This is a genomic window from Shewanella sp. ISS20 (genome assembly GCF_056522965.1).
Window position 1 is genome coordinate 853,086 of record NZ_JAWRZK010000001.1, and the last position, 17,064, is coordinate 870,149.

Here is a 17,064-nt window from a genome sequence, read left to right on the forward strand (position 1 = left end):
TTAAGCAGCTTGAGCATCAGACAACTCTGGCAGAGTGTCTTTGTCAGCTTTAACAGTACGGAATACGTTGTATGCCATGAGGAGCATACCAGTGACGAAGAAACAGCCACCTAAGAAACGTACGAAGTAGAATGGGTAAGACGCTTCTAAGCTTTCAACGAAGCTATAGGTCAAGGTGCCGTCAGAGTTCACTGCGCGCCACATCAAGCCCTGCATTACCCCAGAAATCCACATAGAAACGATGTAAAGCACAGTGCCCACAGTCGCTAACCAAAAATGGACATTCACTAATGAGGTCGAATACATACGGCCATGGCCATAGATCACTGGAATTAAGTGATATAACGAACCAATAGAGACCATAGCTACCCAGCCAAGTGCACCAGAGTGTACGTGACCAATAGTCCAGTCAGTGTAATGCGACAAGGCGTTAACTGTCTTAATCGCCATCATCGGACCTTCGAAGGTCGACATGCCGTAGAATGACAAGGATACGACTAAGAAGCGTAGTACAGGGTCAGTTCTAAGCTTATGCCAAGCGCCTGATAAGGTCATGATACCGTTAATCATACCGCCCCAAGATGGTGCGAATAAGATTAATGACATCACCATGCCTAATGACTGAGTCCAGTCAGGCAGAGCGGTATAATGAAGGTGATGCGGACCTGCCCAAATGTACAGTGCTATCAATGCCCAGAAATGAACAATCGATAAACGGTATGAGTAAACTGGGCGACCGGCTTGCTTAGGCACGAAGTAGTACATCATACCGAGGAAGCCTGCAGTCAATAAGAAACCTACCGCATTGTGGCCATACCACCACTGCACCATGGCATCAACGGCGCCACCGTAAAGTGAGTAAGATTTCCACAAGCTGACAGGGACTGCCATAGAGTTAACTATGTGCAACACGGCGACAGTGATGATAAACGCACCGAAGAACCAGTTCGCCACATAAATGTGGGATGTTCTGCGTTTTACTATTGTACCGAAGAAAACCACAGCATAAGAAACCCACACTAAAGTAATGGCGATATCGATAGGCCATTCCAATTCAGCGTATTCTTTACCGCTGGTGATGCCTAAAGGCAAGGTGACTACTGCTGAGAGGATGATGGCTTGCCAACCCCAAAACGTAAATGCGGCTAACTTAGGTGCAAATAGTATGGTTTGACAAGTACGTTGTACTACATAGTAGGACGTGGCGAATAGGGCTGAAGTTCCGAACGCAAAAATCACCGCATTGGTATGAAGAGGTCGCAAGCGACTATACGTCAACCAAGGGGTGTCAAAGTTCAGTTGTGGCCAGATCAACTGAGCCGCAATCAACACACCGATAGACATACCAATAATACCCCACATCACTGTGGTTAATGCAAATTGGCGGACAACGGTGTAATTGTAATCAGCGCCTGTTAACGGCTGGGAATGATTCATTATTATGCTTCCACTGCTTATTACTTTTTACATGGTTCTAAAGTGAGGTTAAATCTCACCTATTTAAATAGCGGCAATAATGAGTTTTCGAAGCGAAAACATCATTGTTATCACTAAGCTTTACCGGATAACTAGCGCATTAGATCACGGCTTGCAGATAATACTTGAGCCATATCAAAAAAGATACTCGATAAACCGCTAAAACTTTGATCTTGGTCAAATTGCGCCATAGAATGTTACCAAATTGGATCCCTAGGTTAATGCGTAACCTTATGTTGCAAAGTCGTGATGTTATCAGTGGTTTAGTCGCAATAGTCCTGCTCGCAGGCTGTGGTGAAAATGAGTCAGTTAATACACTTGTTGCGAATGATGATGAGTTGTTGTGTGACTTTAACTCGGGCGAGTGCGAGCGTACTTTTGGACCTGAAAAAATACGTTTACAGCTAACGCCAAGCTCAGCGCCCAGTGAACAACCTATTACCGTCACCCTAGTTACCGAGCAGCCCTTGGGAGAGTTGAGCGCGGTAATTGAAGGTCGCGATATGTTTATGGGCACTATCCCAGTGTTTTTCACTGAGATAGCTAAAAACACCTATCGAGCGACGTTTGTCTATGGCAGTTGTAGTAGTGGTTATATGGTGTGGCAGCTAAAAGTTGGCGCCAAAAACTCCCTTGAACAGGCCACGTTTGAATTTAAAGCCGACAATGTCACTGATTAAGATCGCGAATTAGCGCGCTTGGTGGCAAATTACGGCTAGTTAACCTCAGCTAGCCGTAATCACGAGCCAGTTAAGTGTTATGGGTAATGATATGAATATTTTCTATCAAGGCACTCACCAGTAACGGGTCAAAGTGTTTGCCACTATTCGCACGAATGTACTTGATTGCTTCATCGCGCGGCCAAGCCACCTTATAGCTACTGTCGTGGGTTAAGCTGTCAAACACATCGGCGAGCGCCATAATGCGCGCATGTATACTAATGTCTTCCCCGACTAAGCCTTGTGGATAACCACTACCATCGTATTTTTCATGATGTTGACTTGCCAGAATCGCGGCGAGTTTCACCATTGGCTTATCAGAAAAACCTAAAATGTCGCTGCCGAGCTGCGCATGTTGTTGCATGGAGTGCCATTGACTGTCATCTAGACCGCCTTTTTTAGTTAATAGCTGCTCATCAATCAATAATTTGCCTATGTCATGCAAGGGCGCGGCATGTTTGAGTAAATTGGCTTCAAATTCTGGCATACCGATTATTTTAGCCAGCTGATAACTCATTTCAGCCACGCGGCGAATATGACCCGTGGCGTTAGGATCCCGCCGCTCAATGAGATCGCTAAGATGAATAATGATTTCCGATTGTGATTGCTCAAGTTCCTTATTGATTAATAGATTATCAAATGCGATGCCGACATTAAGCGCAAATAAATCAATCAAACGCTTGTCATCATCACTTAGAGTTGCCATCGAATCTATGTAGGATAAATTGACTGGGCCCGAGCGGGAAGGGAAATAGCCGACGAAGTAATCCTCACCATACAAGCATGATTTTTGTTCCATCGCTTCGATTAACAATTTCTCTATGTCTTTGGGGATTTTTTGGCTAGTTAAATCTCTAAATTTGCCCGTGCCAGCTATCACAGTTAATTTGGCATTATCGCAAATGGCATCCAGACAATTGCTAGTGAGTAATAAGGCTTCACTGTCGATTTCAAGTAGGCTAGCTAATTGATTAAGTAGGCCATCGCTGAATTTTTGCATCGAGCGCAGTTCATACAAACCTGAGATTGAGCTGATGACACGCTCTAATCCTTGGCGTTGCTTTTGTTGCTGCAAGTGCGCTTTATCAATTTCAAGCAAATCACGATAAGAGCGCAGGGCAGAGAACACACAAGTGGTTAGTTTGCGTGAGTCTAGCTCAGCTTTGGCTTTGTAATCATTGATATCATAATTAACCAACACTTCTTCTTCGGGCGCTTGCCCTGGTTGGCCGGTACGTAAAATTAAACGTACCCGTTTATTGCCCAAGGTGTGGCGAATCCATTTAATCAGTTCAAGCCCCGCATGATCGCTTTCCATCACCACATCAATAAAAGCAATGGCAATATCAGGATGAACGCTTAGGATTTCTTTGGCTTGCTCGCTGGTATAAGCATTAATAAATTCAATGCCTTGGTTGTCAAGTTTGAAGCGCGATAGGGCAAGTTTAGTAACGGTATGAACATCAGGCTCATCATCGACCACTAAGATTTTCCAGCGGTTGGATTCATCGGTTGTTTGTTCAGAGCGGCGCCGTAAGAAAAGTGGAGTTTTCATGGCTAATTGAAATGGCATAACAACAAGTCCTTTTATTATTGATTCAACCTATCGTCAGTGTAGTTCAATCCTGGGCTGGCTTCTTGGTAAACACAGGATTTCAGTTGAACCAATAAATGATATTGATTATCATTTGCAAAAGATCGCAAGGAGTAACCCCTATGATTTCAATTGAATTAGTCACAGATAACCCGAATCCGCTCGCAAGGCTGAATGTTGGCATATCAACGGCCACGTTAGCGCGACTGTTATCACAAGGGCATGTGTGTGTGGCAGAGCTAAGTGCGCTGGATGCACAAACTAAGCAGAAATTATGGCAAATGTGTTTGCAAACCTGTAAACATGCCATAGATTGCGACGCCCTTAAGCCAACCGCGCAGTAAACACTTAAGCCTGATAGAAGGGGTAGTCAGCCAATTGTGATTAAAAGGCAGCAGCGCCAATTAAGTATGAGGTATAATCTTGAATTTTCGGGGCTTTCAATGATTTATCCTCCTGTGATGCCGCTATTTGAAACAGCGCAATTTTTTATGGCGGGTAATAGCCATGTCAATGCTCATGTCACTCGTTTATCGCTTAACGCCATAGATGAGGCTCTGCTTGTTTATGAACATGCCCATGATTGGTTAAGTGAGCAGCTTAACCATGAGAATAACTTCAAAGCCTATCGCAGTGAATTGACCTGCTTTTTGCATTGGTGCTTTGATGTTCATCAAGCATCGCCTTGCTATTTTAGTCGGCGCGATATCGCCCAATATGTTAATTACTGCCAGTCACCGCCTAGTGATGTGATAGGCCATGTCACCTTGGCGCAATTTAAACAAGATAAAGCCAGTGGCGAGCGCTTCCCTAATCCTGCATGGCGTCCCTTTGTGGCTAAAAAAGTCGGCGGCGTTGAGCAAGCTTATCAATTAAGTGAAAATGCGCTCAAAACCAAAATTGCCATTTTATCCTCCTTTTATACCTACTTGCTGGGTGAAGAAGCGTGCGACCGAAATCCTGCACAAATCTGGATGAACCACAGCCGCTACAGCCGCAATCGTAACTTTGCCTTGCAAGAGGATGATGATTTACCAGCATTTACTGAGCTGCAATGGTCTTATGTTATGGCCGCAGCCGAAATGCTGGCGAAAACTGACCCTAAAACCGGTGAGCGCAGTTTGTTTCTTATTAGTTTGCTTTATGCCTGTTACCTCAGAATTTCAGAAGTATCTGCCCGCGCAGGTTTTACCCCTGTGATGGGGCAGTTTCGCCGTAATACCCAAACCGGGGTGTGGTCTTTTCATGTGCCTATATCAAAAGGAGGCAAACGTCGCAGTGTGGCCATTTCCAATGCCATGATGCAGGCGTTAAGCCGTTATCGGTTATCACTGGGATTATCTCAATTGCCAACGGCTGGCGAAGACACGCCTTTGTTTATTCGCCACCGCGCCGCTGCCCGCGGCAGAGAAGCCGGTGTACTGAATGCCAACCTAGGGATCCGCCAATTGCGCGAAGAAGTGCAGCAAGTTATCCACTTAGCAGCCGAGCAGGCTAGGGCAGATGACTTAGATGAAGATGCGAGGCAGATAGCCAATATGAGCGCCCATAACATTCGTCATACTGGTATTACGCACGACATTAATATTAACCGTCGGCCACTGTCCCATGTGCAGGCCGATGCCGGCCACGACAGTATTGATACCACCTCTAAATACTTGCATACCAGTCAAGTGGAGCGTCACCAATCGGCCTATGGCAAAGTCATGGATAACCTGGCGGGAATTGATTGAGAAGGGCGATAGGATTAAGTGATTGATCTTATTGCCGTTGCTTTCCTTATTACTGCTATTGGTGTCCGTGCAGCCTAATAGCTAAGTAACAAGTTGGGTAGGGCATCTAAGCTTGCAAACTTAAGTTTACGTTATTCATTAAGGCTGTTAAGTCGGGTAACTTAAATCTGTTGTACTTAGCAAAGCTTATCGTATTAATCAGAGTGACTTCATAAAAAATAGCTTTACGTTTTAAAACACAGTTACCCCTTAATGCCGATAATGCTATTTATCGGCATTAAGCATGAAAGGTATTCCTTGGACGGAAATAACACACAATCCTGCATATTTAAGCCATGACTGCTTTTACTAGCTTGGCTTAGGAGTTTTGCTGATTTAATAGGAACACATTGCTTTGTGGTCATTATTTATTGGTATTAAATCTTGAAACATTTGCCGCTTGATATAGTCTTGCTATGGGTTGGCATTAAGATGCAATTTAGATTGAAACCACAGTCTATAAGGGTTTTAGCCAAGTAAGGCCACCATTATTGCAGGCTCGGCACCAGAATTTATACCTCAGAGTCGATATATAATGACCATAAGACTTAAAGCTTAACGATAATGCCTAGCGATGTGGATTATCGAAATCAGTCATATCTGGTAATTTTCATAGTCGTTTTCTGAACGTAAAGCTGAACCATGCCGCTAGATATTGTATTGATATTAGTTGTTGTTCGTGAGGTGTTTATCGGTTTTTTTTGGATTATTAGGCCACGCATTAGTCACGCTTAAATACTAATTTTACTTAGCGTTGCTTAGCATATTTATGAGTATGAAACACAAACATTGCGTGGCTAACATTCATCGATTCATCGTATAGCTAGCAAGACCGCTATAAAGCGTACCTTAGTAGCCAGATTAATAATCCTCAGTTTATCAGTAATAATATGCCGTTCTTGCAGGCAACACACTTAATACCAGTCAACGGTTTATCATGCGGCTTATCATGTTTGTGTTCAGTATTCGGCCAAGTGGATTATTGTTTTACCAAGGAATTAAACCCGCTGTTAATTCATAATCAGTGAGCAGCACAACCAAGCGTTGACACGCTAATGAGTCTTAGCCAAACGCATTCAATATAGATAACGCTGCATAAAGACTGATTGAACAAGGCATGTCTAACTTACTTAATATGCGGCATATATGGCACAAGTCACAATATATGATTCCTTGTTAAGGCACGCCATAATGCTAACTGAGTTAACAAGAATAAAAGAACAAGATGACAATAAAAATCTGGTGCAAGCAAACTTGAGATTGAAATGGAGATTAGTCGCAAGCAACACAATCAATGATGACATACTGAGAAATCAATTGAACTATCAGTAATTGGTTTAGCATGATGAATCACTTACGCAACACCGATCAGTGAGTCACAAAAAATGGTTAAACATTTATTGTGTGGTGTTAAACAGAATCCCCAAATCAAAGCCATTCTCTCACCAATACCATAACTATAATCGATTGCGCACAATGTATATTATGTTAAATGTAGTCTATGTTTAATTCAGTACATCAGGTCCTTGACAAACGGACTATAAATTGAGATTTGGGACTCAAAGATTGAAATGCGTTTTTACTCTTTCAACACGGTGTTTTTCAAGGTAGTTGGCACTCTTTACTTAAATTTTAAGCTGCATTTCTTGTTTCAGTTTCAGACTCTTTTTCTGGGTTCAACACTACCTCACCGATAACGTCACAGTTCCTTATACCGTTTGGCCAGCGTTTAGGGTTTCTTGATCTTGCCTCTTCTAGTACCTCCTTACGCTTAGATAAAATCGCTTTATCTTGCATCGCATGTCGCTCACTCGGTGATACAAAATTGAGCTTACTGTGCTTATGTTTGGTATTGTACCAAGTCACAAACTCTTCTACCCATTCCCGTGCCTCGGTGATGTTTTTAAAGCCAGAGCTAGGCCATTCCGGCCGATACTTTAAGGTTCTGAATAATGCTTCGGAGTAAGGATTGTCATTGCTTACGCTTGGTCTACTTAACGAAGCGGTAACACCTAACTCTTCAAGCTTGGCTTTCATCGTCAATGACTTCATCGGAGCACCGTTATCAGAGTGCAGTACTAACGGTTTTTTGAAGCATTGCTCACGTAGCATATTGCGCTGCATTAACTCGGCCGCTAGCTCACCACATTCTCGGTCATGGACTTCATAACCCACTATCTTACGGCTATAAATATCCTCAAACATATACAGATAATAAAAGCGCCCTTTGATGACCGAGGCTAAATAAGTAATATCCCAAGACCATACTTTGTTTGGCCCATCTGCAACGTAAGCATCTGGTTTGCTTCTTTTTGTTACGCCTTGGCTTCGCCCACGCCGATTTAATTGTTCATTGGCTTTTAACACTCGATAAAAACTCGACTCTGAAGCGATATAGACCCCCTCATCAAGCAGTGTCGGCACGATTTGTGAGGGAGGTAGGCTTGCAAACCTTACCTCATTAGAGGTTGCCAATATCTGCTCTTGCTCATCATCATTAAGCTTGTTAGCAGGCGCCCGTCTTACTGCCGTAGGCCTTAAATCAGCCTGCACTTTTCCTGCTCGATACCAGCGGCGATACGTCCGTTTACTTAACTCTGCTTCAGCGCAAGCTTTGTAAAGACGCGCACCGTGGGCATAAGCTTCTTGTATTAAATCCACCAGTGTTATGCGCTTAGGCAAAGGCGTTAACTCTCCTCGCTGTCGTCCTCCCAAAGCGCATTGAGCTTTTTTCTAAGCACCAGTAAAGCCGCAGCTTCAGCGAGTGCCTTCTCCTTATAACGTAATTCTCGTTGCAGGGATTTTATTTCTGCCTTGTCTGATTTGGCTTGCTGCTTAATCGTTTTAGCTTGAACTTCACTCGTCTTAAAACCACCTAAACAATCTTGTTTCCACTGCTGAACTTGTTCTCGAAACAAGCCTTTTTCTCGGCAATATTGGCTGATTTCAGTTTCTGACATTGGTGCTGTTTCAATGAGAACTGCAAACTTAGCTTCAGCTGACCAATCATTACTGGTTAATGTTTTACCTGGCACAGGGCGACCCTCTTTTTTGGCTTTATCTCGCCAATGATACAGGGTTTGGTAGGAGATCCCCTCACTGCGAGCCACTTCCGTGACCGTCATATTGTGGGGAGGTAATAATTTCTTTAAGACAGCGTCTTTACGTTCAGGTGAATATCGTGCCATTGAGCTCTCATTGACCGCCCCCTTTATTTAATTATTGGATGATTTTAAGGGGTGACAACAATCCTGACACAGGGGGGCCTTCCTCAATGCGTGATTTATAATGGGCAACAAAATCTCTGGCTAACGCGCTAATACGATCTGGGTCGCCCAAAATAGCAGTCATATTAGCGGAAGCTTTTTTACTTTCTTCTATCTGGTGTTCATTACTGCCATCATCAGCACATTGCTGATAGTAAGCCTCTATTTCTTCTAATTTTGCGTTATCTAAAATGACCTTAGCTGCTCTACCTTCATATACTATTCGAACAGTAATCTCATCTTTCACAGATTCAGTCATGGTGTAGGCATCAACTACTTGACCAAAAACGTCTAGCGTTGCGTCAACTGGCGTACCAGTGAAACCTACAAATGTTGCATTGGGTAATGAGTCATGAAGGTATTTGGCGAAACCGTAGGTCTTCTTAACGCCCTTTTCTGTCACTCGAACCTTCTGGTCTAGATTGGTTTGACTGCGGTGCGCTTCATCAGAGATACAAATAACATTAATTCTATCAGTGAGTAACTTGGTATCCTCGGTAAACTTGTGGATAGTCGTTAAGAAAACACCACCGCTGTTGCGGCCTTGAAGAAGTTCACGTAAATGGTCGCGGCTTTCAACAGCTACAACAGTTTGATCACCAATATACGTTTTTGCATTAGAAAATTGCTGAGATAGCTGATCATCCAAATCGGTGCGGTCAGTAATTAACACAATGGTTGGACTTTCAAAATCCACACTTTTCATTAGTAAGCGAGATAGAAACTGCATGGTAAAACTCTTACCACAGCCAGTTGCGCCAAAGTATGTGCCGCCTTTACCATCGCCCTCAGGTTTACGCGCGAGTTTAATACTGTGGTAGAGCTTTCTAGCTGCATAATACTGCGGGTAGCGGCAAACAATTTTAACTTCAGCCTTTGATGAATCTGGGAAATCAATAAAATTGCGAATTACATCCCGTAGGCGAGCTTTATTAAATAATCCCTGCAACATAGTATGCAGCGAATTGATTCCATCTTTTTCTATCGATTCGTTGCCCGTTACTTTGCGCCAAGCATAGAAAAATTCATATGGCGCATATAATCCACCCATTTTGTTGTTTACACCATCACTGATCACACAAAATGCGTTGTAAACAAATAAGGCGGGAATATCCCTGCGATAGCGGGTATTTAACTGAATATAGGCATCATGTATTGAAGCTTCTTCTTCACGAATTGAACTTTTAAACTCGAACACCACCAATGGTAAACCGTTAATATACAAAATGCCATCGGGGATACGCTTCTCGCCATCAGGCCCCTCAACTTCTAACTGGTTAACTATTTTGTAGATATTGGTGTCTTTATAGCTAGTCGATTGCTTTTCGTATTCAGCTGAAGGCTCTGCTACTTTAAGTAATTCAGGTGAGCTTTCCTTTACTAAATCAGGTAACAGACTTTGAACAACATTGGTGTAATCGACTAATTGTATATAGAGATCTTTTTGCGAGTGGTGCTCCCCATTCGCTGAAGGCTCTCGTTTTAACAAAAAGCCATCACTTAACCATTTACAGAAGGTTTTGTTACTATCGTACAAATCACTAGCTGGCAAAGACTCTATTTGTTTGATGATTGAATCAATTTCATCAGCAGTAATATTGTCTGCATGATACTTATCAGATAAGAACTGACGTATGTCATTCTTAATCAAAACTTCTGTATTACTTCGAGTAAGCTCATAACCGGGAACATAAGGAAAACCTTGCTCTCCAAGCAGTTCAATAATTGCAGCTTCTAATTGTGCTTCTGTAAATTTCATATTAATCCCTGCTAATTATCACGCTTGAAATTTACCAATTAAATTTGGCTTGTCATATGATACCGAATCCGACTTAAATTCATTAACTACGCTGGTAATCTTAGCAATTAGCTTTTGATCGGTAGTGAAGAATCCTAAAGGTATATGGACAGGGCTAATATTAGGTAAAGCTAGGTGGTAACTAACGGCTGCAAATTCGCCTTCTAAAATTAGAACTTCAACGTTACCATCGAACAACCCGTTTCTGATGCCCTCACAAAATTCCAAATTACCTAACTTGTGTTTCCATATTTTACCAGCATGGCTTTCAATATTCGGATGTTCGTCACAAGGTAAGTAAAGCTTCAAATCATAAATTCTACTTTTGCCCTTGTTACTATAATTAACAAAAGTCACTTTAGCGCAATTAAACCCTTCACTCATCCCCCAGTATCGTGTGTTTGCACCATACCAAGTTAACTCTTTTGCTTTTTGGTTTTTTTTAAGAGGTTTGAGTTGCTTTAAGGAGTTCTCAATCACATTTAACGGTTGTTTACTGTAAAGAGGCCCTAATAAAAGCTGGTATGGTTTATCATACGAGCCAGCTGCCATCTCAGAGAGCATACTACGAAAATCTATACTAGAATCAGTAACAAAACGTGATACGGACATATCAGCTAAAGCATCCCATGCCGAGTTAATACTATCAAGATTGTTACCCAATCGAAAGTTATCTGTTTCGTTTGAAATTTCATGGGCCAAAGCTTCGTCATTAATGTATTGCTGGCGAAGATCTAGCGGCTTAAGGTTATTGTCTAAATCTATCTCAAATTTGCGTTTGATTCTGTGAGCGATAGTTTTCTTTCTTGAAACCTTATCAACAGAGTAAAGACTCGGCAACGTATTGTCATGAATCTTGAATCCTGCTAATTCATCATTTTGAACAAGTTGCTGAAAGTGTTTAGTGAACATAGCTCTTGCATGTTGCTCACTTAGGCTCTGTATCTCGTGATTTACTTTTAAGCGAATGCCTGTATGCCAATTGTCATGTTGGTTTTTAACTTTATTGAAACCCGCTAGCTCAAAAGAAACAGACGCAGTTTTAGTCTGTGGTTTTTCAACCATAGGCTTATCATCTAGCGATGAAAAATAACTTTTTGCTAGAGGTGTTAAGAACAACTTTCCATCATCAGAATATGCAATCTCACCTTTACTAATTGGCTCTTCAATTGCTGCCGCCAGTTCTCGTTGGTTAAAACCAAAAAATGAAGACAATTCAAACTTTGAAAATGGCGAAATATAAAGCGCTTTAAGTAAAAACTCTTTAACGAATGGAAATCCCTGCTTGCTTAAATATGAGAACTCAATTTTAAATGTCTCTGTAGGTACAATGTAGTCTACTTCATTAAATTCAATCATTATTTTTTCCATATCCCTTATACCGCCTTCTTAAACTTCTCGGTTTTTGCATCAACAAAGCGGTATAAGCTTTCATTGGCATTTGCTTCCATATAGGTAATCACTTTTCCAAATGGAAGCTGACTATTTTTCCCTTGCCACATTCTCTTATCACCCACAATCACTAACCTGTCCATTGCTCTAGAAAGAGCAACATTTATTCGGTTAGGCAAGTACATAAAACCTGATGATTGCTGTTGGTCTGATCGAGTAACAGACAGAATAATAATTCTATTTTCTTTACCCTGATAACTATCTACAGTGTCAATATTAAGTAGCTTAATGAGTTCATCAGAAAAGCCAGACTGTTTTACTCTTCGTCTTAAATACCTTTTCTGCTCTGCATACATACATATGATACCAATAGCTGCCTCACCTTCTTTTACTTGCTCGAACAATGAGTTTAAAAAGCTCTTGTTCTCATCCACTTGTTTGAGAACATCAATAATGGCTTCAGCCTCTTTTTCATTGTAAATGTTATACCTTGAGCCTTTTTCTTGGTGTTTAGCTTGTTTACCTAAATGTGAGGTATCAATCCACGTTGTAAATGCTGCCATCTCATCTGGTATGTCATCATAAATATCGGGGATTTTGCGATCTCCATTCTCAAGCTCACCATCGTAAAAACATTTTGATACGAGAGAACCAATAGCTGGTGCCATTCGATATTGCACAAGTAGTTTGGCTCCCACTTGCAGACCATAATCACTTTCAAATGCCCGTGCAAAATCACTTGCAATTAACCCATCAATTTCATTTGATGATGGAATACCCAAATGTCTCGCTAGTGCTTTTTTGTGAGGATCAGTATAAAGAGGTGGTAATTGTTTATGATCTCCGACTAAAAGAATTCGTTTACCTACTTGCATTGCAATAGCAAGTTCACTAGCAATAGAACGAGCGGCTTCATCAATTATCACCCAATCATACTGATTGCTTGCAAGATCAATATTCCAATTACCTATACCAACACAAGTACCAGCAACCAATTGCTTAGAACGCGCAAAAAACTCGTCCATATTGGCATTGCCAGATTGCATAACCCTTATCATGTCTTTAGACAATTTGACTAATCGTTGAACCGAATTAGAAATATTCGTTTCAATAGCAAACTCGTGGTTTAAATTTTTAATTAAACAAGCTTTTACTTCGCTCAAGTTATCATGCCAATCTTTGTTAATTCGTACACTTTGAGGAAGTCTGCTATTGATTAGCGATTTCCGCTCACCAAGTTGTTTCTTTATCGCTTTTTTATGTTTAGCTTCTAGGTTTTCATCATCAAGTTCTTTCAAGGCATTTTCTTGTTCTGCTATTAAAGAAAGAAGTTGTTTATCTAAAGTTAAAAAGGCTTCTAAATATTCATTAGGTGCTTTTAATGACTTAGCAAGGCTCAGCACCCTATATTTTAATTGAGTTTCAAATTGCTCAACTTTCTGACTTACAATATTGTCTGAGTATACGTCATGTAATGAGTTAGATATTGTTGATTCACTGCGACTAAAGCGAACAACATCAAGGTTTGTTTTTAAACGACTACAATGCTTTCTAATTCGTTCAGCAGCGGTATTCACAGCTTCATGAGACTGACTTACAAGTAGGATTCGTTCTGCACCTTGCTTTTCAATCAAGTAATGAACAAACGCAGCAATAAATTCAGTCTTACCTGTACCGGGTGGGCCTTGAAGCATTGAAAGAGGACCAAACCTTAAAAGCTTTTGAAATGCAATTCGTTGCTTTTCATTTAGCGATTTAACAACCTTACCTTTGCTATCTTTTATGTCATAACAAGCAAAGTCACTATCAGTGACGGTTAAGCTGTAATCAGTTGGAGCTAAATTACACTTAGGTTCAAAATAGTCCGCCAGATTTTCAACAACAGAATCTTGTTCCAGAATGCGTGTTAAAGCGTTCTTACGCTTATTAAAAGATGCCTTATCTGCTTTACTGCGGAAGAAAATAATATCACTCTCTTGCAAACGATTAGCTCTATTGGAGAATCGTGATAATTGCACCCTATTTAAACCAGATGCAGATAAATTAACTTCCCCTATAAAGTAATCTTCTTCGCCATCAACAATAATCGCTTCAACCTGATCTTTAGCTGTGAATCCATCAAGCGGGTCTCTGTCTGCTTCATAGGGTAATATAAGCGTATCTTTATTATCTTTGTGAGTTCGTGGTTCACCTGTAAGTTCAACATAAGGATGCGATTCAGTCTCTGTTTTAAGAATTGCTTGCCACAGCTCACTAGTAGATATTGGTTTAACACTTATTTCAGTTTCAACTGCCAGCTCTTGAGGCTCGGATGATATTGTTTTAACTTTATGTTGTTTTAACTGGAACTGTTTGACAGCATTCTCGAAACTATAAAACTGACGTATACGCCTGTTAATGTTGTCTAGGTTGCTCGCTCTACCTTGATTGATGCGAATACCAAATGGAAGCTCAAGAACCGCATTTTCTATATCTCTACGAGAAACCTCACTTTTATCACTTTTGATAGGGCGTAAACCATGTTCGAATTCAAAACGAGTATCATCGAAGAAAAGCTTTTGAATGCCCCCTAACCCTGAAAAAACAACTACTAAGCCATAACCTTTGGTACGATTTTCTTCAATTGAAACATACAACTTACCGTTATCAGGATAGATAGTAACCGACTCAAAATTTTCTCTATTACTACCAATCTCAATATCGATTATTTCAACAGTTGGCGTAGTTGATTTTTCAGGGTTTAACACAGCATCTTTAAAGCGAGTTAATTCTTTAAAACCAAAATCAACATCTTCAAGCTCATGCATTATGGCTAGGCTTATAGCTTCAAATTTATCGCTTTTGGTGCCCCATTCAATTTCTAATAACTCTGCACTGATCTTCATTACCGCATAGTTATCTCGTTCAAATGCTGACCTATTATCAACATCTATAGGACTATATTCTGTATTTAGTAATTCTTTCGAGTCGTGGTGAAAGTCGATGGCATCAATAATGTAAACATCACCTTGCTTATCAACGATGACGTTTTCTGGTTTTAAATCACCATGTGCAAAGCCTAACGAATGCATATGTTCAACATGAGCAATTAAGCTCTTTACAATATCGTTTCTTCTATTGCGCATCCTGTATGGATCTAAAGTTTCGCCTTCAATCCATTCAGAAACCAAATAAAGCGAGCTATCTCGTGCGGTAATCCCATAATCAACAATCGTGGGTAAAAAGCTTAAACTTAGGCTCTGAAGTTTTTCTACTCGTTCTAAAAACGATAGTGTGCGTAAACCAAGACCAGCGTTAATATCGGTAGGATTGATGCTGTTCCATACTTTTACTATGCCTGCGTCAGACTTATAAACCTCTTTAACATCTGATTCTGATATGAATTCAACTTCTGGGTGCAGTCTAGAAATTTTAGTAGCTTTAACAAAGCGTTCTAGCTCTTTACTAGAGAAGCTAAACTCTGCTTCTTTGCTAGGTGCTTGCTCAACTAATGCATCAAGCAATTCACCTGCATTAGCAAATGTTTTACCTTCATACGCTTTTAACAGTGTTTCACCATACCATTCATCACACAGTGCTAATTTTTCTGAAATTGTTTCCTCAAGGTTTGGAGTTAAGCGTACAGCTCCCAAAATAGCCCAAGCGATAATTGCTAAACGAGCAACGTCATAATGATATGGTGATGCATAAGTTGTATCTTGGCTGTAGACCGACAATTCATCTCTAATATCACCAACCGTATCTTTTTTACGTGCAAATGCTGAAATAAAATTCGAAAGAGCAACACGTTGCCCAGTGCTTAGCCAAACACTGTGATTACCAATATCTCGGTGAGCAAGTTGCAATTGATGCAAGTCCGCAAAACGGGCTATTAATACTCGAACTAAGTTGACTCGATCATCAAGAGATAAATTTTCTCCATAAGTTGCAATAAAGTCATTAAGGCGCTCATGGCCATGAGGAAGCTCAACAACCTCATTATATTGAGAGGTTATTTTTTCCTCGGTCGGTATGGTTAACGAAGAAACACAATGCTCATAGAGTTCTCTATTTTCTCGTTTTATCTTCGTTAATACTTCACGTTCACGAGAAACTATCTTCTTTCGACCATCAGGGGTTTTAGCATCGTAATTAGAAAGGTTATCAAAATCCCAGCTTCGTATAATCGCATGATCGTTTTTGTCGGCTTCACTCTGTGCAAAAAATTCCTTGTACACATTATTCGGATGCTGAAAAATTTGCTCTTGCCCTAACCAACCCTCAACAGATAGCGGCTTAGCCTCGACTTTCGCATTATTTAGCAATAAGCCTTTTTCCAAGAGAGGTATATCGTTAAGCAGGACTTTAGCATCTGGATGTGGTGTAAAACGTTTATTGAATTGCCCTTCGTTTGAACACAGTTTACAAAAATCAACAAGCGACAAAGTATTAGCTAAATCTTTTTTAGGTAACTGAGAAAAGTCGCTGTCACCACTCATCACCACTAAAAAGTGAATATGCGGAATACGGCCTTCGTTTTTAAATTTACCCGTAAATGGCTTGAGTAAGTTCTTTAACAAAAACTCTTTATTTCGAGTAATTTCAACAGGAGATTTACCTCGGTCTTCATCACCCCAGTACCATTTACCATTGCTTGAAGTAACGGGTTTACCATTCCAATGTTTAAGCTCAACAATAAGTAGGTTGCAGTGAGTAACAATTAATAAATCTATTTCGCCTTGCTTGTTTTTATTAATAAAGCGAAAACCCGCGTAACCTTTCCAACCTTCATTAAAAGGCTTTTTTAACGCTTGCAGTGCTTCAAATCCTTGTCCATTCTTTACACCTTTCTGCCGTTGTGCATCAGAGTTGCCCAGCACATTTTCAATTTTTTTTATAGCATCTATTTCGTGGCGCTCTAGGCCACCTTCCCAATATTTGATATCCATATTTTTTATTTCTAATTAATATTAATAACGTTACAAAGCATAAACTATTGAAACTTTATGCTGACCAAATAAGTTTGTTTCAATCTTATTAACACGAGACACAACCTATTTTGTATGTC

At 40.6% G+C, this 17,064-nt stretch carries 8 protein-coding genes and 1 pseudogene; 3 read left to right on the forward strand and 6 right to left on the reverse strand.

Annotated elements, in window-relative coordinates; translation table 11 throughout:
• A complete protein-coding gene (gene ccoN / locus AC1HDP_RS03895) occupies positions 1 to 1,440 on the reverse strand; it encodes a cytochrome-c oxidase, cbb3-type subunit I (protein WP_479639819.1) in 1,440 nt (479 codons plus the stop codon).
• A 269-nt stretch (positions 1,441 to 1,709) separates the two neighbouring features.
• Here ccoN and AC1HDP_RS03900 point away from each other — a divergent pair, with 269 nt between their 5' ends.
• Positions 1,710 to 2,156 (forward strand): hypothetical protein, encoded by a 447-nt coding sequence (locus tag AC1HDP_RS03900; protein ID WP_479637738.1) that lies wholly within the window; start codon positions 1,710 to 1,712, stop codon positions 2,154 to 2,156.
• A 70-nt stretch (positions 2,157 to 2,226) separates the two neighbouring features.
• On the opposite strand, the gene AC1HDP_RS03905 is transcribed toward AC1HDP_RS03900, so the two are convergent.
• The gene (locus AC1HDP_RS03905; RefSeq protein ID WP_479637739.1) at positions 2,227 to 3,768 is read right to left on the reverse strand and encodes a DUF3369 domain-containing protein; all 1,542 of its coding nucleotides are present in this window, start codon (positions 3,766 to 3,768) and stop codon (positions 2,227 to 2,229) included.
• 143 nt (positions 3,769 to 3,911) lie between these two features.
• On the opposite strand from AC1HDP_RS03905, the gene AC1HDP_RS03910 reads away from it, so the two are divergent.
• The gene (locus AC1HDP_RS03910; protein WP_479637740.1) at positions 3,912 to 4,133 is read left to right on the forward strand and encodes a hypothetical protein; all 222 of its coding nucleotides are present in this window, start codon (positions 3,912 to 3,914) and stop codon (positions 4,131 to 4,133) included.
• A gap of 99 nt (positions 4,134 to 4,232) precedes the next feature.
• Entirely contained in the window at positions 4,233 to 5,522 is a 1,290-nt protein-coding gene (locus tag AC1HDP_RS03915) for a tyrosine-type recombinase/integrase (protein WP_479637741.1), read from the forward strand.
• A 1,671-nt stretch (positions 5,523 to 7,193) separates the two neighbouring features.
• Here the strand turns inward: AC1HDP_RS03915 and AC1HDP_RS03920 are convergent.
• The 4 genes and pseudogenes from AC1HDP_RS03920 to AC1HDP_RS03935 form a co-directional block, all read right to left on the reverse strand.
• Positions 7,194 to 8,749, reverse strand: a protein-coding gene (locus AC1HDP_RS03920; protein ID WP_479637742.1) for an IS3 family transposase whose coding sequence is annotated in 2 segments (ribosomal slippage) — positions 7,194 to 8,296 and positions 8,296 to 8,749 — 1,557 coding nt in all. Because the reading frame shifts where the segments join, the coding sequence is not laid out codon by codon here.
• Between the two features lie 61 nt (positions 8,750 to 8,810).
• Positions 8,811 to 10,586, reverse strand: a pseudogene (locus AC1HDP_RS03925) (type I restriction endonuclease subunit R); the annotation flags it as partial.
• 18 nt (positions 10,587 to 10,604) lie between these two features.
• Positions 10,605 to 11,984: a hypothetical protein gene (locus tag AC1HDP_RS03930; protein WP_479637743.1), complete on the reverse strand. Its 1,380-nt coding sequence runs from the start codon at positions 11,982 to 11,984 to the stop codon at positions 10,605 to 10,607.
• A gap of 17 nt (positions 11,985 to 12,001) precedes the next feature.
• A complete protein-coding gene (locus tag AC1HDP_RS03935) occupies positions 12,002 to 16,945 on the reverse strand; it encodes an AAA domain-containing protein (RefSeq protein ID WP_479637744.1) in 4,944 nt (1,647 codons plus the stop codon).
• Between the last annotated feature and the right edge of the window lie 119 nt (positions 16,946 to 17,064).

Excerpts from the sequence above, each read along its gene's own strand:
- AC1HDP_RS03935 (WP_479637744.1), bottom strand. The coding sequence starts at position 16,945 with ATGGATATCAAATATTGGGAAGGTGGCCTAGAGCGCCACGAAATAGAT.
- AC1HDP_RS03910 (WP_479637740.1), top strand. The coding sequence starts at position 3,912 with ATGATTTCAATTGAATTAGTCACAGATAACCCGAATCCGCTCGCAAGG.
- AC1HDP_RS03905 (WP_479637739.1), bottom strand. The coding sequence starts at position 3,768 with ATGCCATTTCAATTAGCCATGAAAACTCCACTTTTCTTACGGCGCCGC.
- AC1HDP_RS03900 (WP_479637738.1), top strand. The coding sequence starts at position 1,710 with ATGTTGCAAAGTCGTGATGTTATCAGTGGTTTAGTCGCAATAGTCCTG.
- AC1HDP_RS03930 (WP_479637743.1), bottom strand. The coding sequence starts at position 11,984 with ATGATTGAATTTAATGAAGTAGACTACATTGTACCTACAGAGACATTT.
- AC1HDP_RS03915 (WP_479637741.1), top strand. The coding sequence starts at position 4,233 with ATGATTTATCCTCCTGTGATGCCGCTATTTGAAACAGCGCAATTTTTT.